A 23,386-nucleotide genomic window follows, 5' to 3' on the forward strand; every position below is an offset into this window, starting at 1 on the left:
CAGGCGCCCCTGTGCCGCGCCTCACCGGACCGCTGCCCTGCGGTACGCCCAGGTCGCCACGGCCAGTGAGAGGACACCGACGACGGCGCAGACGGCAAGATCGAGGACGACGACCGCCCAGTCGGGATGGGCGTCGAACGACCGCGACAGGGCCTCGACCCCGTACGTCGAGGGCAGCAGATCGCGCGCCCAGCCGATCGGCGCGGGCATCCGGCCGGCCGGCAGCACCCCCAGCAGCAGCGCCGCCGACATGCCGAGCTGTCCGAGCAGTGTGGCGAGCTCCTGCCGGGGCGCGAGCAGTCCGAGCGCGGCGCCCAGCCCGGACAGCGCTGCCCCGGCGAGCGGAATGACGGCGACGAGCACCCACAGATGCGTCATCGGCAGCTGGAAGAGCACGCTCCCGGTGACCGCAGTGACGATCGTGCCGGGCACCGTGAAGGAGGCGTACGCCCCCGCCGCACCGAGCACCACCGCGGCCGGCGGCACCGGCAGGGTGGCGTAGTGGTCGAGCCCGCCGCCGGCCCGTAGCTGTCCGAAGTACTGGGCGAGCAGATTGAGTGCAACGAAGGCGACGACGAGGACGCTGGATCCGGCGACGACGGCCCGTGCCTCGGAGCCGCCGTCGACGACCCCGCGCATCAGGATCATGATCCCGACGGACTGGAAGGTCGCCACGAAGAGCAGCGGGATCCGGGCGACTCTGGCCCGGGACAGCTGGGCGCGGTAGACGGCCGCGAGCGAGGGAAACAGCCGGGCCCGCGGCGCGAGCGGCGCGACAACGCCACCGAGGCGGTCCTCGGCCCCGGCCCCGGCGGGAGAACCGCTTCCGGCCGTCGTCCGAGCCCCGGCCGCCTCCGCAGGAACACTGCTCGTCACCTGGTGCTGCTCCCGTTCGGTCCCTGCCCGGCCGTACATCCGTACCCGATCGCCGCGGTCATGCCTTCACCAGCCCCTGTGTAGCGTCCCCGCCGAGCGCCAGGTAGACGTCCTCCAGACTCGGCGTCGCCAGAGTGAAGTCGTCAAGTGCGGCGAACGCGGCCCCGCCGGTCACCGCGGCGACCGCTGCCCGTGCCTCCTCCGGCCCGAGCCGCAGCACCCAGCGGCGCCCCGACTCCTGCGCGGACTCCCGCAGCGCGGCCACCTCGGGAACGTCCAGCGGCGCGCGGTCGCGCCATACCAGCTCGACCCGGACCTCGCCCGCCACCCGCTCCTTGAGGCCGGTGGGCGTGTCGCAGGCGATGACCTTGCCGCGTTCGAGGACGGCGACCCGGTCGAGGACGGTCTCGGCCTCGATGACGTTGTGGGTGACCAGCAGCACCGTCGTACCGCGCTCGGCGCGGCGCCGGTCGACGGCGGCCCAGACGGCGCGCCGGGCGACGGGGTCCATCCCGGTCGTCGGCTCGTCCAGGATGAGGACCGGCCGCTCCCCGACCAGGGTGGCGGCGAAGCAGGCGAGCCGCCGCTGCCCGCCGGAGAGCTTCTTCAGGGGGCGCGCCGCGATGTCGGTGAGGCCGAGTTCTTCGAGTACGGCGTCGCGCGCGGCGCGGGCCTCCCGTACCGCGAGTCCGCGCAGCCGCCCGGTGGTCTCGGCGGCGAGCGAAACGGTCAGCTCGTCGAGGGCCGTGGACTCCTGCCCGAGGTAGCCGATCAGCCGGGAGGCCCGCTCGGGGTGGCGCACGAGGTCGTGCCCGAGCATCTCGACGCTGCCGGAGTCGGGCCGCATCAGCCCGGTGAGCTGGCGTACGAGGGTGGACTTGCCCGCGCCGTTGGGCCCGAGAAGTCCGAAGATCTCACCGCGTCGGACGTCGAGGCTGATCCCGTCGGTCGCGCGCACCTCGGGGGTGGCGGGTGTGCCGCGGCGGCCGCGGGCGGCTGGATAGGTCTTGACCAGATCACGCACCGCGCACACGGTCCCGGTCGCCGTCTGCGCCTGTGCTGTGCCCGTCACGAGGTACGAGGGTACGGGGTCGGACGCCTCCTATTGCGCCCGGGCTGCCGGACTACTCCACCGCGGGGGCGTGTTCGGCCGCCGCGCGTACGTCGATCTCACGCCAGAAACCCGCCCGGATCGCGTATCGGTCGTGTTCGTCGATCTGGTCGTCCTTGTGGGCGAGCAGGCCGAACCGCGCCGCGTACCGCAGCAGCTCGCCGTCGATGCGGTGCGGGATCCGCGGATACATGGTGGACAGCTTCTGCAGATGGACGGTCTCCGGCAGCCGTTCCATCCAGCGCCGGGCGAAGACCTGACCTACCTCGAACGGGTCACCGCCGACCGTGGTGATGTCCTCCTCACGGTCCGCCCAGCGCTGCTCGGCGGAGGTGAGCTGGGCGAGAGTGGGCAGCGAGGCGGTCTCGGCGGGTTCGCCGAGCGGTCCGCCGCGCTCCATCCAGCCCTTGTCGGAGGACCAGCGCAGGGTCGCGGTCGCCGGGGGCTGCGCCGCGGGCTGCGCGGCAGCGATCGGGGTGCCGGGGCCGCGCAGGGTGCCCGCCAGATCCTTGGGGGTGGGGACGCCCTTGCCGCCGTGCGCGGCCGGGGCGTGCGCGGTGTCCTCGCCGGTGGGCGCCGCCGCGCCGTCGCGGGCGGCGGCCGCCTGGGCCTCCGAGGCGCGTTCGGCGGAGGCGGCGAGCGCTGCCTCGGGCAGCGGCGCGGAGAGGATCGCGGCGATCTCGGGGCGGGGTGCGGGGGGCGGGGCGCAGCTGCCGCCGTTGTCCTTGGCCCGCACGGCCTGGGTGATCCAGGCTCGGTCGAGCACCCGGCGCTCGTCGGCCTCGGCGACCAGGTCCTCGGACTGGTTGTAGTCGCCGTCGGCGGCCTGCACGGCCCAGAGATGGACAGCCACGCCGTGTTCCTTCGCGGACATCAGTCCGGGCAGCAGATCGCCGTCGCCGGTCACCAGGACGACATCGGAGCAGGCGCGGTTCCTGGCCAGTTCGGTGAGTTCGGCGTGCATGGCGGCGTCGACGCCCTTCTGCGCCCAGCGCCCGTCACTGCGTGTGAGCGCACCGAGCCTTACGGTCACCCGGGGCATGACGCGCAGCCTGCGGTGCTCGGGCTGCGGTACGCGGTCGGGGGCGCCGTCGAACCAGTAGATCCGCAGCAGCGGCTGCCCCGTATCGGCTTCGGCTCGCTCGCGCAGGCCCTGAATCAGCGCCGCATGGTCGACGGTGATGCGGGAACGGGCGGGCTCTCCCGCCAGCAGACTCGCGGCTGCGCCCAGCAAATAGCCGGCGTCCACCAGGACGACGCAACGGTCCACGCGTTCCACCCTCTTCCAGAATTCGGGAATGGCTTCTGCTCAGGGTTTCCTCGAAGTCTGCCCGACGGCGTGAGGGTTGACGGCCGGAACTCGATCATCGGCGTGGCGGATGCGGAAAACGGCGCATGATACCCCCTCATTACGCACGGTAATGATCCAACATGCGCTGTATATGCCGGTATGTGAATCTGACAGCGGTCCTGGCCCCGAGATTCCGCACAGGAGGAACACCATGGCCAAGAACAAGAACCGCAAGCAGGGCAGCCAGCAGAACCGCGCGTCCATACCGGAGCGCGGCGCGGAGGAGACGAAGTCGACGGCTTACGAGTCGCAGACCCAGTCCCAGTCGCAAGCCCAGGGCAGCCCTGCTGATGTTGCCCGTAAGCACCAGCGGCGCTTCGGCCACAACTGACCGGTCAACTCCGGTCCGGCCACAGGCCGGTAGCCGGGAGAGGCGCTCCCGCATGCGCGGGGCGCCTCTCCCGTGCGTTGCGGCGGCCGCTCAGCCGGCCAGGCAGGACGGGCCGAGCAGCACTTTCAGGTCACCGAAGAGCGCCGGGTCGGGCTGGACCCGGTGCCGGTCGAGCCAGAGGACGGTGGTCTTGCGGGGGCCCTGGAGCTTGATCCGTACCTCGGTGTTGCCGCGGTGGTTGCTGAGCACCTCGCCGAGGCGGGCGACCATCGGCGGGGTGATCCTGACCGTCGGGATGGTGAGCACCACCGGTGCGTTGGTCCCGGCCGACGAGAGGTCGGGGACCTGCATCTCCATGGCGACCAGCCGCGGAATGTCCTCGCGCTTGTCGAGCCGTCCCTTGACGAAGACGACGGTGTCCTCGACGAGCTGGGTGGACCGACGGATCGCCGTGAACCAGGCCGAGCAGATGGGAGCGCCCGCATGGGCGGTGCGGGCAGAGATCGATGCATGCGGTCCGAGAGGCGAGACTGAGCGGCCCGCCACACTGAGGACACTTCCGGCCGGGGACGACGGCCCGGACGCCGGCCGCGGCGACGGCGTAGATCTGGCGGCCCCAGCCGATGGTGTCGATGTCTGTGGCCTTCTCGCACCACACGGGAGTGCCGTAGTCGGGGGCGAAGCCAGCCAGGGCCCAGTAGCGCTCGCCGATTGCCACAAGCTCAGGGTCGGCATCGTCGTCAGCGATGACGGCCGGGATGAGCTTGGCGAGGTCGTCGACCGTGGGCTGCTGTTCGGGGATCTCGCTCGTCACAGCCGCCACCCTATGGGCTCCCACCGACAGCCCCGGTTGCTGCCCAGCCGATCACGAGATGGCTACGCTAGGCAGATTTACGGGGACTCTGAGCGATCGTGCGAGGTCGCTGCTTTGCCCCGTTTCCAATCACTCGGCGGGGAGGCGGGAACGGCGTTCCGGAGGGGGCTTGAGGGTTAGGGTGGAGGCTTCCCAAGACCCTTCCTCGGAGGTGCCTAACCGGTGGCCGACAGCTTTGTTCACCTGCATAATCACACCGAATACTCGATGCTCGACGGTGCTCAGCGGCTCAAGCCGATGTTCGCCGAGGTCGAGCGTCAGGGCATGCCCGCCATCGCGATGAGCGACCACGGCAACATGTTCGGAGCGTACGAGTTCCAACAGGTGGCCAAGGGCTTCAAGGGCGTGAAGCCGATCATCGGGATCGAGGCGTACGTCGCCCCGTCCTCGCGCCGGAACCGCAAGCAGGAGTTCTGGGGGCCCGGCGGTGTGCGGGCGATGTCGGACGACGGCGAGGGTTCGAAGGACGTCTCCGGTGGCGGCCGCTTCACCCACATGACGATGTGGGCACGGAACGTCAAGGGACTGCAGAACCTGTTCTACATGTCGACGGAAGCGTCGTACACGGGCCAGTTCCCGGCTGGCAAGCCGCGCATGGACATGGAACTGATCTCTGAGCACGCCGAGGGGATCATCGGGACGACCGGTTGCCCCTCGGGCGCGATCCAGACCCGGCTGCGCCTGAACCAGTACGACGTGGCCCGGGAAATCGCAGGCCAGTACCAGGACATCCTCGGGAAGGAAAACTACTTCCTGGAGCTGATGGACCACGGCCTGGACCTGGAGCGCAATGTCCGCGCCGACCTGCTGCGTCTGGCTAAGGATCTCGACATCCCGCTGCTGGCCACCAATGACGCGCACTACGTTCTCGAAGAGCACGCGGACGCGCACGACAACCTGCTGTGCATCGGCGTGGGCAAGAACAAGGACGACCCGGGCCGGTTCAAGTTCAACGGCACCGGTTACTACCTCAAGACCGCTGCTCAGATGCGGGAGCTCTTTTCCGAGATCCCCGAGGCGTGCGACAACACTCTGCTGATCGCGGAGCGCATCGAGTCGTACGCATCGGTCTTCGAGAACGTCGACGAGATGCCGAACTTCCCCGGCGTTCCCGAGGGCGAGACGCAGGAGTCCTGGCTGCGCAAGGAGTGCCTCAAGGGCCTCGCGATGCGCTACGGCGACCCGATCCCGTCCGAGGTCCTGGAGCGTTTCGAGACCGAGATGTCAGTCATCGGCCCGATGAACTTCTCCAGCTACTTCCTCGTCGTCGCTGACATCTGCCAGTACGCCCGCGACCAGAAGATCCCCGTCGGCCCGGGCCGTGGCTCGGCGACCGGCTCAATCGTCGCGTACGCCACCCGTATCACCGAGTTGTGCCCGCTGGAGCACGGTCTCCTTTTCGAGCGGTTCCTGAACCCCGAGCGCATCAACCCGCCGGATGTCGACCTCGACTTCGACGACCGTCACCGTGACCGCATGGTGCGCTACGTCGTCGACAAGTACGGCGACGAGTTCACCGCCATGGTGAACACCTTCGGCAAGCTCAAGGCCAAGAACGCGATCAAGGACACGTCGCGGCTCATGGGCTACCCGTTCAGCCACGGTGAGCGGATCACGAAGGCCCTGCCGCCGGACGTGATGGGCAAGTCCATCCCGATCAACGGGATCTTCGACGAGAGCCACCCCCGTTACGGGGAAGCCGGCGAGATCCGGCAGATGTACGAGAACGAGCCGGACGTCAAGAAGGTCATCGACGGCGCCAAGGGCGTCGAGGGCCTGATCCGTAACACCGGCGTCCACGCGGCCGCGGTCATCCTGTCGAAGACACGGCTCACCGACCGTATTCCGCTCCACATGCGCGCCAAGGACGGCGTCAAGATCACCGGTTTTGACTACCCCAGTTGTGAGGACATGGGGCTGGTCAAGATGGACTTCCTGGGGCTTAGGAACCTGGGTGTGATCGATCATGCGATCCAGAACATCCGGGAAAACCGCGGCATCAACATCACCACCGACACGGTCCCGCAGGACGGCGCCCAGCCGATCCCGCTGGATGACGCCACTACCTTCCAGCTCCTGGCCCGCGGCGACACCTTCGGCGTGTTCCAGCTCGACGGCGGCGGCATGCGCACGCTGCTGAAGTTGATGGAACCCTCCCGATTCGAAGACATCGCGGCCGCCCTCGCTTTGTACCGGCCGGGTCCCATGGCGGCGAACGCACACACCAACTACGCACACCGCAAGACCGGCCGCCAGGAAATCGAGCCGATCCACCCCGAGCTGAAGGACGCCCTGGAAGGCATCCTCGGCAACACCTTCCACCTGCTCATCTACCAGGAGCAGATCATGGCCATCGCGCGAGAGCTGGCCGGTTACACCCTGGGCGGCGCCGACCTGCTGCGTCGAGCCATGGGCAAGAAGAAGCCTGAGGTTCTGGCCGCCGAATGGGACAAGTTCCACGCCGGTATGCGGAATAATGGGTACTCCGAGGAGTCCATCAAGGCGCTGTGGGACGTCATGCTCCCCTTCTCCGGGTACGCGTTCAACAAGTCCCACACCGCCGGATACGGGCTTGTCTCGTACTGGACCGCCTACTTGAAGGCGAACTACCCGGCCGAGTACATGGCCGCACTCCTCACCTCCGTAGGGGACGACAAGGACAAGGCAGCGATCTACCTGGCTGACGCTCGGAAGCTGGGCGTTCAGGTACTCCAGCCGGACATCAACGAGTCCGTCGCCAACTTCACCGCCATCGGCGACGACGTACGGTTCGGGCTCCGTTCGGTGCGTAACGTCGGTGAAGGCGTCATCGAGTCCCTGGTGGCTTCCCGCAAGTCCAAGGGCAAGTACACCTCCTTCTCCGACTTCCTCGACAAGGCCGATATCGGGGCCCTCAACAAGCGGGCCGTCGAATCGCTGATCAAGGCCGGCGCCTTCGACTCCCTCCAGCACACCCGCAAGGGACTGTCGGCCGCGCACGAGGACGCCATCGACGCGATCATCCCGGTGAAGAAGCAGGCCGCGATCGGGCAGGACGACCTGTTCGGCGATCTCGGTGGCGACAGCGACGATCCGGTCTTCGGCCTGGACTTCCCCATCGATGACAGCGAATGGCCACGCAAGCTACTGCTGGCCGCAGAGCGCGAGATGCTCGGCCTGTACGTCTCCGCGCACCCGCTGGACGGTACCGAGCACATCCTGGCCCGCAACCGGGACACCACGATCAGCGAACTCCTCGGCTCAGGCCGCACGGAAGGCGTCCTGCAGCTGTCCGGACTCATCACCAGCGTGGACCGCCGGATGACCAAGCAGGGCAACCCCTGGGCGATCATCAACCTCGCGGACCGTGACGGCGAGATGGAGATCCTGTTCTTCCCGGCCACTTACACCCTCGTCCAGCACGCCCTGATCCCCGACTCCGTCGTCTCCGTCCAAGGACGCCTCAACGACCGTGACGGGGCGGTCAGTATCTTTGGGCAGGAGATCCAGGTGCTGGATGTTTCTTCGGCAGAGAGCGGCGGCCGGCCACCGGTCATGCTGTCGTTCCCCGCCCACAAGATCAACGATCCGACGGTCGCCGAGCTGAAGCGCATCCTCACCGCTCACAAGGGCGAGAGTCCGGTACGGATGCGGGTCCAGACGCCCGCGAAGAGCATCCTGTACGAGCTGGGATTCCTGGTGGACCCGACCTCGGTCGCCTCCGACATCAAGGGCACCTTCGGCCCCGACGCCTGGCAGGGCGTGGCGTGAGCGCCCCGAGGAGATCCTCCTCCAACTCGACGAACTGCCGCCGTGCCCGTGCTGCGGCAGAGCGGGCCTGCTACAGGCCCAGGCCCGTTTCTCCCATTCGTGACTCCTCCACCCCGTGAAGGGAGTGGCTTCTCGCTATGCCGGGTTGGAGTCGCGACGGACCGGCCCGGCCCGTAGAACATTGAGTGCTCCCACCGTGTCAGCGTGCGAGGTGTGGCCGCAGCTGACGCAGCGAAACTTCTCCTGTGTGGGCCGGTTCTCCTTCGTGGTGTGTCCACACTCGGGGCACGTGCGGGAGGTGTTGCGGGGGTCCCCGGCCATCACTTCCCGCCCGGCGCTTTCAGCCTTTGTGTTCAGGATCGCGAGGAACACCCCCATCCGGTGTCAGCGATCGAACGGTTCAATCCCGCTTTGGCAGCCGCCTCGTTGGGCAGGAAGCTGCTCGGCGTCTCGGGATCGGGCCTGAGTGCGGGGGCCTTGCTCATGTTGCGGATCTTGAGGTCTTCGTGCGCAATGAAGTCGTACTCACGGACCAGGCCGAGCGCGGTCTTGTGCGCGTGGTCGAGCCGCTGGCGGCGGACCTTGCGGTGCAGGGCGCTCCCCCGGCGACGCCCCGCCCGACACGTTGCTGTCCTGGAACACGCGCAGGACGGTCCAGCCCTGTCGTTCCGCATAGGCCCGGCATGACGCCTCCTGCCTGGCCAGTGAAGTACTCGATTCCGTGGTTCGCGACAGCCTCACGTAGATCACCGCACGCAAGACGTTCATGGATTCCCTCCGGTCACCCCAATGCACCCATCCATGACTGTTGCGAAGGTCGGACCATCTGAGGTGAAATCACCCGCACGTCACCCGAATCAGTGACTGCGGCCGTACTTCCCGGGCCCGGGCACTGATGCGGCGCCTCCGGCGTTCTCAGCAGGAGGACATACGGCAAGACCCCGTCATCAACCAAGGAAGCAGGCCGGCAATGCGCAGCACCTTCGAAGTCTCGGACACTGAACGCGAGGAGCAGATCCTCGCGGTCTTCGAGACCGCTTTCGGAGAGCTCCTGGCCGCAGACCCGACCGCCTTCCGGGTCAAGTTCCGCAAGATGGCCGCATCAGCGTTCGCGTTCTATCGGGGCACGGCCTGCCTGTATTACGCCGATCTCGGCTCGACGAGGAACTCGGACCCCTATCTGGACGAACGAACCAGCAGGGTGTGGGTGCACGGCGATCTGCACGCCGAGAACTTCGGCACTTACATGGATGCCAATGGCCGCCTTGTCTTTAATGTGAACGACTTCGACGAAGCCTTCGTAGCCCCGTTCACCTGGGACCTCAAGCGGTTCGCCGCCTCCGTCGCCCTGATCGGGTACGCGAAGGCGCTGGGCGACGACCAGATCAGTGAGCTCGTCCGGGTCTACGCGGCGGCCTACCGCGAGCGGATCCACGCGCTCGCAACAGGCGCGAAGAACGACGAAGTGCCCCCGTTCACGCTGGACACCGCCGAGGGGCCGCTGCTGGCCGCGCTGCGCGACGCCCGGTCGCTGACCCGGTTCTCGCTGCTCGACTCGATGACGGAGATCCGGGACTTCGAGCGCCGGTTCGCGGACGGCGGCGGCGCGATCGATCTGGACGCGGCGACGCGTTATAAGGTGCTGGCGGCGTTCGACGGCTATCTGGAGACGCTGCCCGAGTCGAGCCTGACCCGCCCCGACTCGTACCGGGTGAAGGACGTCGTCGGCCGTCGCGGCATCGGTATCGGCTCGGCCGGGCTGCCCTCGTACAACATCCTTCTGGAGGGCAACAGCGACGCCCTGGAGAACGATGTGGTGATCTATCTCAAGCAGGCGCAGACCCCGGCGGTCTCCCGGCACATCACCGACGCGGCCGTCCGCGACTACTTCCAGCACGAGGGGCACCGCACGGTCATCTCCCAGCGCGCCCTGCAGGCGCACGCCGACCCGTGGCTGGGGTGGACCGAGCTGGACGGTGCCGGTCAGCTGGTCGCCGAGGTCTCGCCGTACGCGGTGGACCTGGACTGGTCCGACATCGACGAGCCCGACGAGATCGCGGCGGTCGTCGCCGACCTCGGCCGGGCGACGGCGACGATGCACTCCGCCGCGGACGACGAGAGCGGCCACTCGCTGGTGCCGTTCTCCACGGAGCGGGCGATCGACGCGGCGATCGCGGCGGACGAGGAGGGCTTCGCCGACCTGCTGGTGGACTTCGCCCACAGCTACGGCGCCCGGGCCCGCGCCGACCACCAGATCTTTGTGGATCTTTTCCGCAACGGCCGCATCCCGGGGCTGTAGGTCTCCTCGCGGTGCCACACCCCCTTTAGGCGGCGCTGACAGGTTCACATGGCACACTCTCGGACGATGGACATATCCGGGACGCAGCTCAGAGTCGTACGCGCGGCGCTATTCACAGCGCTCGTCGTGACGCTCTCCGCTGCGTCCCATGTGCTGCTCTCCCAGGTCCCACTGCCGCTGACCGTGGTCGGCGGGCTGGCCGGTCTGGTCTTCGCCGCGGCGTACGCGCTGGCCGGCCGGGAGCGCGGTTTCGGCGCGATCGCCGGGCTGCTGGTGCCGCTGGAGCTGGCCGCGGACACGGTCTTCACCACCGGCCAGCACCTCTGTTACGGAGCGGCGGGCGGCCCGATCGCGGGTCCGCTGCGTTCGGTCGGCGTCGATGTCCTGTGCGGCGGCGGCGAGGTCGGTACCGGTGGGGCGCAGCTCGGCGGGGTCGGCGCGGCCGGCACCCCGCTCGCCTCCGTGACCGATGCCGGACATGGTGCCGCCGCCCTGCTGGCCTCTCCCGGCCCCGCTGTGCCGTGGCTGCTGCTGGCCGCCCATGTGTCGGTCGGTCTGCTGGCCGCGGCGTGGCTGCGGCGTGGCGAGTCCGCGCTCGCCGGCCTGCTGCGGGCGGTCGCCGCCACGGCGTTCCGGCCGCTGCTGATCGCGGTCGCCGTGGCGGGTACGGTCCGCCGCTCCGTACGGCGTGCCGCCCGGCCCGCCCCGTACCGCCCGCACCTGCTCGCGCATGCCCGCCTCCTCGTGCACTCCGTGGGACGGAGGGGACCGCCTCGCTCGGCCTGCGCCACCGCCTGAGCCCGGACAGTCCCTGACAACCCCACACACCACGGAGAAACAGCCATGAGCAATCGCAACAGCCAGGCCAACAAGGCAGCCGCCCGTGAGCGGCTGCGCGCGGAGCGCGAGCGCCAGGCCAAGAAGGACAAGATCCGCAAGCAGGTGTTCGTCGGCGTCTCGGTGGTCGCCGTGCTGGCGATCGCCGGCGGCGTCAGCTACGGCGTGATGCAGATGAACAAGCCCGGTCACTGGGAGGCGGCGGCGGACGCGAAGAACGTCACCGCGCCGAAGAACACGTCGGGCACCGACGGCACGACCGTCGTCATCGGCAAGTCGACCGCCAAGAAGACCCTCGAACTGTACGAGGACTCGCGCTGCCCGATCTGCGGCCAGTTCGAGCAGACCGTCGGCGAGACGATCCACAAGGACGTCGACGCCGGCAAGTACAAGGTCAAGTACATCGGCGCCACGTTCATCGACAACAGCGACAACGGCGAGGGCGCCAAGAACGCGCTCAGCGCGCTGGGCGCGGCGCTCGACGTCAGCCCGCAGGCGTTCCTCGACTACAAGTTCGCGCTCTACTCCGCGAAGTACCACCCGGAGGAGTCCGACGACAAGTTCGCCAAGGACTCGTACCTGATCAAGGTCGCGAACACGGTGGACGAGCTGAAGGACAACAAGGCGTTCCAGAAGGACGTCAACGACGGCACGTACGACAACTGGGCGATGAAGATGTCCGCGGCGTTCGACAAGAGCGGCGTGAAGGGCACCCCGACGCTGAAGATGGACGGCAAGACGCTCACCAGCGAGGGCAGCGAGAACGCCCCGATGAGCGTGGCCGACTTCAACACCGCGATCACCAAGGCACTGAAGGGCTGACAACCGGCAGCGGTTTCCTTGGACCGACCGGCAATTGGGGGGTGGGTGAAGGAGCGGGGCTGGGGTGCGTGCATCGCAAGGCGAAGGATTGAGCCATGGCGGAGCCATGGTGATGGACGACAACGCCGCGAGGTGCGTCCCCCAGCCCCGTGACGCCGCCCCCCAATTGCCGGCCGGTCTTACGGGCGGGCGAACTTCCGTGGTTCGCCCGCCCGTTCGCCTTACCGGCCAGTAGGGTTCTGGGAGTCCGGCTATTCCTCCCCGTACCGCCATCTCGCAGCCCGCGCCGATCTCGACGCTGTCCTCCATCTCGGCGATTACACCTATGAGTACGCGTCCGGCAGCTACCCGAACGCGAAGTACGTCGTACGACAGCGCGAGCCGGCCCACGAGATTGACCGCCGAGCGCTCGCAGATGGACTACTACGCGGTCTCCGACAAGACGAAGCGGGACGCGAGCTCCGCCTGGACGTGCTCGTACCGGACGCTCAGCGGCACCCAGAAGGTCGAGCGGGCGTACCGCCCGGTGCGCTGAAACGTCTGGTTTCGGCCACGGCGGGCCATGTTGACGGCGCATTACGTCGCTACGGCGGGTGGCGTGTTCCCTGGATCCAATGGGGACACACCACCCGTCGGGGTAACGCGCGACGTTACGTCCGTGTCTCAAACCCTGGAACGGACAGAATTATTTCTCCCCGTTTCCCCGGTTTGCCCCACGATTGATTGGGCCTGATCAGTGCTCCTCAAGGTGTGACATGCGCACGTAATCTCCCGGCGGCGGGTGAGGAAATCCCTCCCCCACGCTTCAGCGAGGAGTACTCGTGCGCACTCTTGCCCGTATATCGCCACGTATACGTCACCGTGCGATCGGCATCGCCGTCCTGGCCGGAACCCTGGCCCTGGCACCGCTCTCCGCTCCCTCCGGCGCGGCCGCCGCCAAGGTGTCCACCGCCTCCGCCTCGGCGGAGAAGTGCGCGAGCACCGACGCCACCGCGCGCGAGGCCCGTCCTTCGGGCACCAAGCACGCCTCCGACCCCAACGAACTGACCGCGACCCAGGCCAAGGCCATGGACACGCAGCTCAAGGCGAGACTCGCGGACCGCCGGGCCAGCGGCGCCACGCTCGCCGCCGGAGCAACCATCCCGGTCTACTTCCACGTCATCCACTCCGGCGCCACCGGCAAGCTCACCTCCGGCGACATCAGCAGCCAGATGAGCGTGCTGAACGCGGCATACGGCGGCCAGGGCACCGGCAACACCAACTCCGGCTTCCAGTTCTCGCTGGCCGGCACCGACTACACGGACAACGCCACCTGGTACAACCTCTCCTCGGGCTCCTCCGCCGAGAAGGCCATGAAGACGGCGCTGCGCAAGGGCGGCAAGAACGCGCTCAACGTCTACACCGCCAACCTCGGCGGCGGGCTGCTCGGCTGGGCGACCTTCCCCAGCTCGTACAACTCCAGCCCGAGCATGGACGGCGTGGTCATCCTCGACACCTCGCTGCCGGGCGGCTCGGCCACCAACTACGACGAGGGCGACACCGCCACCCACGAGGCCGGCCACTGGATGGGGCTTTACCACACGTTCCAGGGCGGCTGTAACGGCAACGGCGACTACGTCTCCGACACGCCGGCCGAGCAGAGCCCCGCGTTCGCGTGCCCGACCGGACGCGACACCTGCACCAAGAAGACCGGGGTCGACCCGATCCACAACTTCATGGACTACACCTACGACTCGTGCATGTACCAGTTCACCGCGGGCCAGGTGCAGCGGATGAGCGACAGCTGGACCGCCTACCGCGCCTGATCCCGGCGTACGGACGAGGGGCCCCGCACACCGTCATGGTGTGTGGGGCTCCGGCCGTCTACAGAGTGGCGAGGAAGCCGAGGGCGACCTTCCACGTCAGATCGGCCGACGCCGCGTCGTAGTCCGGCAGGTCCGGGTCCGTGAAGAGGTGGCCCGCACCGGGGTACCGGTAGATCTCCACATCGGCGCCGGTCCGCTGCATCTGCAGATACCAGGAGTTCAGCCAGTCGTGCGTCTCGAACGGGTCGGGGTCGGCGACATGGAGCTGCACGGGCAGCTCGTCGACCTCCGCGTTCTCCGCGATGTCCGACGTGCCGTGGAAGAGCAGCAGCCCGCGCGCCTTCTCGTCACCGAGTGCCAGGGTCTGAGCGGTGGCGGCGCCGAAGGAGAAGCCGGCGTAGACGAGACCGCGCTCGGAGTAGGGGGCTGCGGCCAGCACAGCGCGCTTGAGCAACTCGTCCTTGCCCAGCTCGTCCCTGAAGGCCATGCCTTCCTCGACGGTCTCGAACGTGTGCCCGTCGAAGAGATCGGGCACGTGCACCTCGTGCCCTGCGCCGCGCAGCCGGGCGGCGGCCGCGTGCACCGCGGGGCGCAGACCGTACGTCGAGTGGAAAAGCATGATGTTCATGGGAGCAATGGTGCCAGTTTCGATCGACAGCATGGAGAACGACGGGACGGAGAACGTTCTGCGTCCGCTGGTCACGGCCGCGGGGGCGCCCGGGTCAGCGCAGGCTGCGTACGTCCAGCTGCCGCAGCACCCGGTCGACCACTTCCGGGTCCGTCCCCGACTCGCTGCGCGCGGACAGCACCGCGTGCCGGGCGGCGGACATCATCTCGAGCTGCACCCGGTTGACCGCCCGGAACCGCTCGGCGCGCTTCGCGTACGCCTCCCGCCGGTCCTCGTCGACCATGTCGGGGCTGATCCGCGCCCCCACGTCGTACGCCAGCCGATGCAGCCGCTCCACAACCTCCTCCGTGAACTCCTCGACCTCCTGGATCTCCTTGAGCCGGTGCCTCGCAGCCTTCGCGGCGCGCAACGCGAGGTCCCGTTCCAGCGCGGCCTCGGCGTCCGTGTCGGCGCGGACGCCGAGCTTCCGTACCAGCCACGGCAGGGTGAGTCCCTGGACGACCAGGGTCGCCATGATCACGACGAAGGCGATGAAGACGATCTCGTCGCGGCCGGGGAACGGTTTCCGTCGTCCGTCTCCAGCGGGATCGCGAGGGCCAGCGCGACGGAGGCCACCCCGCGCATCCCGGCCCACCACATCACGACGGTCTCGCGCCAGCTGGTGGGGATCTCCTCGCTGTAGTCGCGGCGGGTGTGCAGCCGCTTGGCCAGCCAGGTGGCGGGCAGCAGCCACAGCAGCCGTACGCCGACGACGACCGCGACCACCACCAGGCCCCAGCCGGCCATCTGCCAGGCGCGCCCGTGCGACGTGCCGAAGACGTTGTGCAGTTCGAGACCGATCAGGCCGAAGGCGACGCCGGTGACGAGGGTGTCGACGATCTCCCAGAAGCTGCGGCCGGCGAGCCGGCCCAGCACGTCGTCCGCGTCGGCGGTGTGCTCGGCGAGGAACAGCGCGGTGGTGAGCACGGCGAGCACGCCCGACCCCATGAGCTCCTCCGCGAGCACATAGCTCACGAACGGCACCAGCAGCGTCAGCCCGACCTGGAGCGTCGCATCGCCGAGCAGACCCATGAGTTTGATGGTCAGCCAGCCCACCGCGAGACCGACCGCCACGGCGACCACGGCGGAGAGGATCAGCAACCCGAAGGCCTCCGGCAGCGAGAAGGTGCCACTCACCGCGGCGGCGATCGCCACGTGGTAGAGCACGATCGCGGTCACGTCGTTGAACAGTCCCTCGCCCTCCAGGATGGAGACGAGCCTGCGCGGCAGCCCGAGCGATCCCGCGACGGCGGTCGCGGCGACCGGGTCGGGCGGGGCAACGAGCGCGCCGAGAGCCACGGCGGCGGCGAGGGGCAGACCGGGGACGATCGCGTTGGCGACGGCGGCGACGGCTGCCGTCGTCACGAAGACCAGTGCCACGGCCAGCAGAAAGATCGGTCGTTTATTGGCGGCGAACTGCCGCCAGGAGGTGCGCTGCACGGAGGCGTAGAGCAGCGGCGGCAGCAGCGCGGGAAGAATGATCTCCGGCGGGATGTCCACATTCGGTACGAAACTGAGGAACGCCATGCCGACTCCGGCGAGCGTCATCAGTACCGGCGCGGGCAACCCGAGACGTTCCCCCAGTGGCACCGTGACCACGGCTCCGAGTAACAGCAGGAGGAGCAGTGCCAGTTGGTCCACGATGTGCCTTCCGGAGCGGGAGCCGGGTCCGCGCGACGTGCCGTCGAACGGGACCTGGACGCGCTGGGGTCTGCCGGACTGACGGAGACGTGCGCGAGGGTGTCGTTCAGGTTCGTACGACCGGAGCGGCGCCCGGTGTGATCTACAGGCTGCGGCGCATCGCCCGGTGGGGGATCCCCGCATCCGGGAACTCGGGGCCGTACGCCACGTACCCGAGCCGCTCGTAGAAGCCGAGCGCATGGGTCTGGGCGTGCAGGTCCACAGCGGCCAGACCGAGACCGCGGGCCGCGTCCTCGATGGCCCGGACCAGCGCCGCGCCGACCCCGAGACCGCGCGCCCGGCTGGTCACCGCGAGCCGTCCGAGCGAGCCGACGGTGAGGTCGCCACCGGTCTTGGCGGCCACGCCCGCGCCGTGCAGCAACTGTCCCGTGCCGAGCGCCACACCGTCCGCCGCGACGGCGATCACATGCAGCGCGTCCGCGTCGTAGGCGTCGTACTCGATCTCCTCGGGCACGTTCTGCTCGCCGACGAAGACCTCCTTGCGGACCTGGAAGCAGGCCGCGAGGTCGCTCTCGTCGACGGCTGTGCGCGTGGTGTACGGGGCCGGGGTTCCGGTGGTCACTGGCTCTCGGCCGCAATCCTGTCGAGGGCCTGCTGCAGGTCGTCCGGATAGCTGCTGGCGAACTCCACCCAGCTGCCGTCCGACGGGTGCTCGAAGCCGAGCCGGACCGCGTGCAGCCACTGCCGTGTCAGCCCGAGGCGCTTGGCCACCGTCGGGTCGGCGCCGTACGTCAGGTCGCCGACGCAGGGGTGGCGGTGGGCGGACATGTGCACCCGGATCTGGTGCGTACGGCCCGTCTCCAGCTTGATGTCGAGGAGGCTCGCGGACCGGTACGCCTCGATCAGGTCGTAGTGCGTCACGGAGGGCTTGCCCTCGGCCGTGACCGCCCACTTGTAGTCGTGCGTCGGGTGGCGCCCGATGGGGGCGTCGATGGTGCCGCTCATCGGGTCCGGGTGGCCCTGGACCAGCGCGTGGTACTTCTTCTCGACGACCCGGTCGCGGAACTGGCCCTTCAGCAGCGTGTAGGCCCGCTCGGACTTGGCGACGACCATCAGGCCCGAGGTGCCGACGTCGAGGCGGTGGACGATGCCCTGGCGCTCGGCGGCGCCCGAGGTCGAGATCCGGTAACCCGCCGCGGCGAGACCGCCGATGACCGTCGTGCCGGTCCAGCCGGGGCTCGGGTGGGCTGCGACCCCGACCGGCTTCACGATCACGACGATGTCGTCGTCGTCGTGCACGATCTCCATGCCCTCGACGGGCTCGGCGACGATCTGCACCGGAGCGGGTGCCTGCGGCATCTCCACTTCCAGCCAGGCACCGCCCTGCACCCGCTCGGACTTCCCGACCACAGCGCCGTCCACCTGCACCTTCCCGGCAGCGGCCAGCTCGGCGGCCTTGGTGCGGGAGAAGCCGAACATGCGGGAAATGGCGGCGTCGACACGCTCGCCTTCCAGACCGTCGGGAACGGGCAGGGTGCGGACCTCGGGATACGTACTCACCAGTCGAGTATGCCTTGCCGCTGCTAGTCCTTGTGCACGGTGCCGTCGGGGTCCAGGCCCCTGAAGGAAAGGATCACGATCAGGATGCCGCCGCAGACGATGGCGGAGTCCGCGAGGTTGAAGACGGCGAAGTGCGCGGGGGCGATGAAGTCCACCACCGCGCCCTTGAAGAGGCCGGGCGAGCGGAAGATCCGGTCGGTGAGGTTGCCGAGCGCACCACCGAGCAGCAGACCGAGCGCGATCGCCCACGGCAGGCTGTAGAGCTTGCGGGCGAGGCGGGCGATGACCACGATCACCGTCGCCGCGATGGCGGTGAAGATCACCGTGAACGCCTCGCCGATACCGAAGGCGGCGCCCGCGTTCCGGATCGCGTCGAAGCGCAGCCACTCGCCGAAGATCTCGACGGGCTGCTGGTGCTCCAGCTTCGCGACCACGATCATCTTGCTGATCAGGTCGAGCAGATAGGCGAAGACGGCCACGGCGAAGAGCACCATGATCTTCCGCTTGCCCTTGCCGGGGGCCTCGGCCCGGTCCGTGTCCGCGCCCCCGGGCTCACCCCGCACCTCGTCCTCGGGGCCCCCGGTCCCCTCAGCATCAGGGATGTCCGGCGTACCGATGATGCGCTCCGCCTCTGCCACGTGAGTCCCTCAACCTAGGTTCCTGACCGAAGACGAGGGTACGACACACCTCCCTGAATCAGCCGCGACGCTCCTGCTTCTGTTTGTCCTCGACACAGAGCGTCGCCCGGGGGAACGCCTGCATCCGCGCCTTGCCGATCGGATTGCCGCAGATCTCGCACAGTCCGTAGGTCCCCGTGTCGAGCCGGGCCAGCGCCCGCTCGGTCTGCTCCAGCATCTCCGTGGCGTTGGCGGCGAGCGCCATCTCGTGCTCGCGGGTGATGTTCTTCGTGCCGGTGTCCGCCTCGTCGTCACCGGCCCCGTCACCGGAGTCGCGCATCAGCCCGGCGAGCGCCGCACCCGACGCCTCCAGCTCGCTGCGGAGCCGCATGACCTCGCTGGTCAGCTCGGCCCGCGCCTCGGCAACCTCCTCCGGCGTCCAGGGGTCCTCGCCCGGCCGTACGGCCAGATCCCCGGGCGCCGTCGCGGCGGCGACCCGGGCGGGCGGCACCGGTGCCGCGTCCTTGCCGGACGTGCGGGTCCGGGCTGCGCTCTTCTTGGCTACCACCGTGTGGGCTCCCGTCTGTTCGGCGGCCTCGGCCGCCCTCGTGGCCGCCGCAGCGGCCTTCTTCGAAGCCTTCTTGACTGCGTTCTTCCTGGCAGCGGCCTTCGTGCCAGGTGCCGCGTGCCCGCCGCCGGTGTCACCGTCGGCCGTCCGCTCTCCGTCCGCCTCGTGCGCGGCCGTCTTCGGTGCCGCAGCCTTCTTCGCCGCAGCCTTCCTCGCCGCGGTCTTCTTCGCCGCGGCCTTCTTCGCCGCGGCCTTCACCGGAATCGGCTCCAGGACGGTCTCCGTGCCCGTGTCTCCGTTCGTCTCCTCGGCCGCCGCACCCGTGGATCTCGCTGACGCCGACTTCTGTACGGCGGTCTTCTTCGCCACCATGGCCGCGGCCCCTTCACATATTGTGATCTTGCACGCGAATCGTGCTGGGACGATAAATCGACCCCAGCCCCGCGGCAACGGGGCACGCCGCCGAATCGCCTCTCCCCGTGTCGGATCAGCGCGCGCCTGAAACCGTTGTTCCCAGCTCCCCGCCCGGTAATCCGCCCTCCGCTACCCCGCCGGGACTCCGCACGCCCCGTCTCGCCATTCGGGTCACGCCCGCACCCCCCGGATAAACCGGTCGGCCGTCGCCCGTACGGGCCCGTACACTGGGCCCAGCGAGAGGCGTGGATGGGACGAGTAGCGTCGTACGCAGCCAGGAGCGACCCGGGGACGGTGGAAGCCCGGGGGCGAGCGCGTCGTGAAGATCACCCGGAGCCGTCGGAAGAACGCCGCAAGGCAAGTAGAACCGGCATCGCGACCCCAATGAGGGGGCCACGGGCGCACACCCGGGGCCAAGGAGGGTGGTACCGCGGGAACCGTACGGTTCTCGTCCCTCCGACGGGAGTGGAAAACGTCCGCCGGAGGAATCTCGCCCATGACATCGCCGCAGTACCGCCAGGTACCCGCCCAGGTCGACCTTCCCGCGCTGGAGCACGCCGTGCTCGACTTCTGGCGCGAGAGCAAGGTCTTCGCCAAGAGCCTCGAACAGTCCGAGGGCCGCCCCGAGTGGGTCTTCTACGAGGGCCCACCGACCGCCAACGGCATGCCCGGCGCCCACCACATCGAGGCCCGCGTCTTCAAGGACGTCTTCCCCCGCTTCCGCACCATGCAGGGCTACCACGTGGGCCGCAAGGCCGGCTGGGACTGCCACGGACTGCCGGTGGAGCTCGCTGTCGAGAAGGAGCTGGGCTTCAACGGCAAGAAGGACATCGAGGCGTACGGCATCGCCGAGTTCAACGCCAAGTGCCGCGAGTCCGTGACCCGCCACACCGACGCGTTCACCGAGCTCACGACCCGGATGGGCTACTGGGTCGATCTGGACGACGCGTACCGCACGATGGACCCGTCGTACGTCGACTCCGTCTGGTGGTCCCTGAAGGAGATCTTCAACAAGGACCTGCTGGTCCAGGACCACCGCGTCGCACCGTGGTGTCCGCGCTGCGGCACCGGCCTCTCGGACCACGAGCTGGCCCAGGGTTACGAGACGGTTGTCGACCCCTCGGTCTTCGTACGCTTCCCGCTCACCTCCGGCCCGCTGGCCGGCGAGGCCGCGCTGCTGGTCTGGACGACCACCCCGTGGACCCTGGTCTCCAACACCGCCGTCGCCGCGCACCCCGACGTCACGTACGTCGTCGCGAGCAACGGCGAGGAGAAGCTCGTCGTCGCCCAGCCCCTCCTGGAGAAGGCACTCGGCGAGGGCTGGGAGCTCACCGGCCAGTCCTTCACCGGCCGCGAGATGGAGCGCTGGACGTACGAGCGCCCGTTCGCCCTCGTCGACTTCCCGAGCGACAGCGCCCCGGCGCACTACGTCGTCAACGCCGAGTACGTGACGACCGAGGACGGTACGGGTCTGGTCCACCAGTCCCCCGCCTTCGGTGAGGACGACCTCAAGGTCTGCCGCGCCTACGGCCTGCCGGTCGTGAACCCGGTCCGCCCCGACGGCACCTTCGAGCAGAACCTGCCGCTGGTCGGCGGCGTCTTCTTCAAGAAGGCCGACGAGGCGCTCACCGAGGACCTGGCCGCCCGCGGCAAGCTCTTCCGCCACGTCCCCTACGAGCACAGCTACCCGCACTGCTGGCGCTGCCACACCGCGCTGCTCTACTACGCGCAGCCGTCCTGGTACATCCGTACGACCGCCATCAAGGACCGGCTCCTCGAAGAGAACGAGAAGACCAACTGGTTCCCCGACTCGGTCAAGAACGGCCGCTTCGGCGACTGGCTGAACAACAACGTCGACTGGGCGCTGTCCCGCAACCGCTACTGGGGCACCCCGCTGCCGATCTGGCGCTGCGAGGACAACCACCTCACCTGCGTCGGCTCCCGTGCCGAGCTCACCGAGCTCACCGGAACCGACCAGTCGGACCTGGACCCGCACCGTCCGTTCATCGACGCGATCACGTTCACCTGCTCGCACGAGAACTGCCAGCTGGAGGCGTACCGCGTCCCGGAGGTCATCGACGCCTGGTACGACTCGGGCTCGATGCCGTTCGCGCAGTGGGGCTACCCGTACAAGAACAAGGAGCTGTTCGAGAGCCGCTACCCGGCGCAGTTCATCTCCGAGGCGATCGACCAGACCCGCGGCTGGTTCTACACGCTGATGGCCGTCGGCACGCTGGTCTTCGACAAGTCCTCGTACGAGAACGTGGTCTGCCTGGGCCACATCCTCGCCGAGGACGGCCGGAAGATGTCCAAGCACCTGGGCAACATCCTCCAGCCGATCCCGCTCATGGACCAGCACGGCGCGGACGCGGTCCGCTGGTTCATGGCGGCGGGCGGCTCCCCGTGGGCGGCGCGGCGCGTGGGCCACGGCACGATCCAGGAGGTCGTGCGCAAGACCCTCCTCACGTACTGGAACACGGTCGCCTTCCAGGCGCTGTACGCGCGCACGTCGGACTGGGCGCCGTCCGCGGCCGACCCGGCCCCGGCGGACCGCACAGTCCTTGACCGCTGGCTGCTCAGCGAGCTGAACGCGCTGGTGGACCAGGTCACGCAGGCATTGGAGGGGTACGACACCCAGCGCGCCGGCAAGCTCCTGTCCGCGTTCGTGGACGACCTGTCCAACTGGTACGTGCGCCGCTCCCGCCGCCGCTTCTGGCAGGGTGACAAGGCGGCGCTGCGCACGCTGCATGAGGTCATCGAGACGGTCACGCGTCTGATGGCCCCGCTGACCCCGTTCATCACCGAGCGGGTCTGGCAGGACCTTGTCGTCCCGGTGACTGCGGACTCCCCGGAGTCGGTGCACCTGTCCTCCTGGCCGAAGGCGGACCTGGCCGCGATCGACCCGGCGCTCTCCACGCAGATGGCGCTGGTGCGCCGCCTGGTCGAGCTCGGCCGCGCCACGCGCGCCGAATCGGGCGTCAAGACCCGCCAGCCGCTGTCCCGCGCCCTGGTCGCGGCGTCTGGCTTCGAGTCGCTCTCCCCCGAGCTGCATGCCCAGATCACCGAGGAACTGAACGTCTCCTCGCTCGCCTCCCTCTCGGAGGTCGGCGGCTCGCTGGTCGACACGACGGCGAAGGCGAACTTCCGGGCACTGGGCAAGCGGTTCGGCAAGGGCGTCCAGGCGGTGGCGAAGGCGGTCGCGAACGCCGACGCGGCGGCGCTCTCCCTGGCCCTGCGCGAGGGCACGGCGTCGGTCGAGGTCGACGGCGAGACAGTCACCCTCGCCCCCGACGAGGTGATCATCACCGAGACGCCGCGCGAGGGCTGGTCGGTGGCGTCCGACTCGGGCGCGACGGTCGCGCTCGACCTGGAGATCACCCCGGAGCTGCGGCGTGCGGGCCTGGCCCGTGACGCGATCCGGTTGATCCAGGAGGCCCGCAAGAACAGCGGCCTGGACGTGGCGGACCGCATCGCCGTCCGCTGGACGTCCACGTCCCCCGCGACGGTCGAGGCGCTGACCGAACACGCGCCGCTCATCGCGGACGAGGTGCTGGCGCTGGACTACGCGCAGGGTGAGGCGGACGGGGCGTACGGCACTCCGTTCGAGGACGAGGGTCTGGCGCTGACGTTCCGCCTCCGCAAGACGGAGCAGTAACCCGCACCACGAGAGGCCCGGCCGGACACGTTCCGGCCGGGCCTCTCGCTGTTCCCCCGGCCGTCCCTTGCCGAAGCCGGGGGCCCGCCCCCATACCCAGCCTCGCCGGCGTTTGAGAGCCTGTCGGGTGACCTTCGATCGGAAAGCGGACGCGGTCTGGTACGTGCGATTCCAAGGCGCCGGAAGGCCCTCGGATGGGGTCTCCCCT

Annotated in this window: 17 protein-coding genes and 4 pseudogenes; 9 read left to right on the top strand and 12 right to left on the bottom strand. The window is 69.0% G+C overall.

All coding sequences use genetic code 11. The annotated features are described in order from the left end of the window. Nucleotides 1-21: 21 nt before the first annotated feature. The 3 genes from ACWD6R_RS27940 to ACWD6R_RS27950 all read right to left on the bottom strand — a co-directional run bounded on the left by ACWD6R_RS27940 (nucleotide 22) and on the right by ACWD6R_RS27950 (nucleotide 3,266). A complete protein-coding gene (locus ACWD6R_RS27940) occupies nucleotides 22-915 on the bottom strand; it encodes an ABC transporter permease (protein ID WP_451821235.1) in 894 nt (297 codons plus the stop codon). A gap of 19 nt (nucleotides 916-934) precedes the next feature. Next, nucleotides 935-1,909 (bottom strand): ABC transporter ATP-binding protein, encoded by a 975-nt coding sequence (locus ACWD6R_RS27945; RefSeq protein WP_451821248.1) that lies wholly within the window; start codon nucleotides 1,907-1,909, stop codon nucleotides 935-937. Nucleotides 1,910-2,000: 91 nt separating this feature from the next. Then, nucleotides 2,001-3,266, bottom strand: coding sequence for an NYN domain-containing protein (locus ACWD6R_RS27950; RefSeq protein WP_451821236.1), 1,266 nt, complete (start codon nucleotides 3,264-3,266; stop codon nucleotides 2,001-2,003). 223 nt (nucleotides 3,267-3,489) lie between these two features. On the opposite strand from ACWD6R_RS27950, the gene ACWD6R_RS27955 reads away from it, so the two are divergent. Beyond that, nucleotides 3,490-3,669, top strand: a complete 180-nt coding sequence (locus ACWD6R_RS27955; protein WP_393305241.1) for a hypothetical protein — start codon at nucleotides 3,490-3,492, stop codon at nucleotides 3,667-3,669. A gap of 90 nt (nucleotides 3,670-3,759) precedes the next feature. On the opposite strand, the pseudogene ACWD6R_RS27960 reads toward ACWD6R_RS27955, so the two are convergent. Continuing rightward, nucleotides 3,760-4,107: pseudogene (locus tag ACWD6R_RS27960) on the bottom strand (DNA polymerase III subunit alpha); the annotation flags it as partial. A 643-nt stretch (nucleotides 4,108-4,750) separates the two neighbouring features. Between ACWD6R_RS27960 and dnaE the strand changes: the two are divergent. Beyond that, nucleotides 4,751-8,293: a DNA polymerase III subunit alpha gene (gene dnaE, locus ACWD6R_RS27965; protein ID WP_451821249.1), complete on the top strand. Its 3,543-nt coding sequence runs from the start codon at nucleotides 4,751-4,753 to the stop codon at nucleotides 8,291-8,293. Between the two features lie 135 nt (nucleotides 8,294-8,428). On the opposite strand, the pseudogene ACWD6R_RS27970 reads toward dnaE, so the two are convergent. Further along, a pseudogene (locus ACWD6R_RS27970) lies at nucleotides 8,429-8,928 on the bottom strand (RNA-guided endonuclease InsQ/TnpB family protein); the annotation flags it as partial. Continuing rightward, nucleotides 8,819-9,061, bottom strand: a complete 243-nt coding sequence (locus tag ACWD6R_RS27975) for a recombinase family protein (protein ID WP_451821237.1) — start codon at nucleotides 9,059-9,061, stop codon at nucleotides 8,819-8,821. The gene ACWD6R_RS27975 and the pseudogene ACWD6R_RS27970, both read right to left, overlap by 110 nt. Before the next feature lie 202 nt (nucleotides 9,062-9,263). On the opposite strand from ACWD6R_RS27975, the gene ACWD6R_RS27980 reads away from it, so the two are divergent. The 6 genes and pseudogenes from ACWD6R_RS27980 (at nucleotide 9,264) to ACWD6R_RS28005 (ending at nucleotide 14,056) form a co-directional block, all read left to right on the top strand. Continuing rightward, nucleotides 9,264-10,592, top strand: coding sequence for a DUF2252 domain-containing protein (locus ACWD6R_RS27980; protein ID WP_451821238.1), 1,329 nt, complete (start codon nucleotides 9,264-9,266; stop codon nucleotides 10,590-10,592). Nucleotides 10,593-10,658: 66 nt separating this feature from the next. Continuing rightward, complete coding sequence (locus ACWD6R_RS27985) at nucleotides 10,659-11,390, top strand: hypothetical protein (protein WP_451821239.1); 732 nt, start codon at nucleotides 10,659-10,661, stop codon at nucleotides 11,388-11,390. 45 nt (nucleotides 11,391-11,435) lie between these two features. Continuing rightward, entirely contained in the window at nucleotides 11,436-12,251 is an 816-nt protein-coding gene (locus ACWD6R_RS27990) for a DsbA family protein (RefSeq protein WP_451821240.1), read from the top strand. Nucleotides 12,252-12,491: 240 nt separating this feature from the next. Further along, a pseudogene (locus tag ACWD6R_RS27995) lies at nucleotides 12,492-12,647 on the top strand (alkaline phosphatase D family protein); the annotation flags it as partial. After that, complete coding sequence (locus ACWD6R_RS28000) at nucleotides 12,646-12,786, top strand: hypothetical protein (protein WP_451821241.1); 141 nt, start codon at nucleotides 12,646-12,648, stop codon at nucleotides 12,784-12,786. The pseudogene ACWD6R_RS27995 and the gene ACWD6R_RS28000, both read left to right, overlap by 2 nt. Before the next feature lie 286 nt (nucleotides 12,787-13,072). Further along, on the top strand, nucleotides 13,073-14,056 hold the full coding sequence (locus tag ACWD6R_RS28005) for a zinc metalloprotease (protein ID WP_451821242.1): 984 nt from the start codon (nucleotides 13,073-13,075) through the stop codon (nucleotides 14,054-14,056). A 58-nt stretch (nucleotides 14,057-14,114) separates the two neighbouring features. Here ACWD6R_RS28005 and ACWD6R_RS28010 read toward each other — a convergent pair whose 3' ends face one another. From ACWD6R_RS28010 to ACWD6R_RS28035, 6 genes and pseudogenes are all read right to left on the bottom strand, one after another. Beyond that, nucleotides 14,115-14,684 carry a dienelactone hydrolase family protein gene (locus ACWD6R_RS28010; protein ID WP_406418590.1) on the bottom strand — a complete coding sequence of 190 codons (570 nt, stop codon included), beginning with the start codon at nucleotides 14,682-14,684 and terminating at the stop codon, nucleotides 14,115-14,117. A 94-nt stretch (nucleotides 14,685-14,778) separates the two neighbouring features. Next, a pseudogene (locus ACWD6R_RS28015) lies at nucleotides 14,779-16,364 on the bottom strand (Na+/H+ antiporter). Between the two features lie 142 nt (nucleotides 16,365-16,506). After that, entirely contained in the window at nucleotides 16,507-16,986 is a 480-nt protein-coding gene (locus ACWD6R_RS28020) for a GNAT family N-acetyltransferase (RefSeq protein ID WP_451821243.1), read from the bottom strand. Beyond that, entirely contained in the window at nucleotides 16,983-17,924 is a 942-nt protein-coding gene (locus ACWD6R_RS28025) for an RluA family pseudouridine synthase (RefSeq protein ID WP_451821244.1), read from the bottom strand. The genes ACWD6R_RS28020 and ACWD6R_RS28025 overlap by 4 nt, the downstream gene beginning before the upstream one ends. 23 nt (nucleotides 17,925-17,947) lie before the next feature. Next, entirely contained in the window at nucleotides 17,948-18,562 is a 615-nt protein-coding gene (gene lspA / locus ACWD6R_RS28030) for a signal peptidase II (protein ID WP_451821245.1), read from the bottom strand. Between the two features lie 58 nt (nucleotides 18,563-18,620). Beyond that, nucleotides 18,621-19,481 carry a TraR/DksA family transcriptional regulator gene (locus tag ACWD6R_RS28035; protein WP_451821246.1) on the bottom strand — a complete coding sequence of 287 codons (861 nt, stop codon included), beginning with the start codon at nucleotides 19,479-19,481 and terminating at the stop codon, nucleotides 18,621-18,623. Nucleotides 19,482-20,019: 538 nt separating this feature from the next. On the opposite strand from ACWD6R_RS28035, the gene ileS reads away from it, so the two are divergent. Then, nucleotides 20,020-23,178 carry an isoleucine--tRNA ligase gene (gene ileS, locus ACWD6R_RS28040; protein ID WP_451821247.1) on the top strand — a complete coding sequence of 1,053 codons (3,159 nt, stop codon included), beginning with the start codon at nucleotides 20,020-20,022 and terminating at the stop codon, nucleotides 23,176-23,178. Nucleotides 23,179-23,386: the final 208 nt, after the last annotated feature.

This window comes from Streptomyces sp. NPDC005151, from assembly GCF_053599875.1.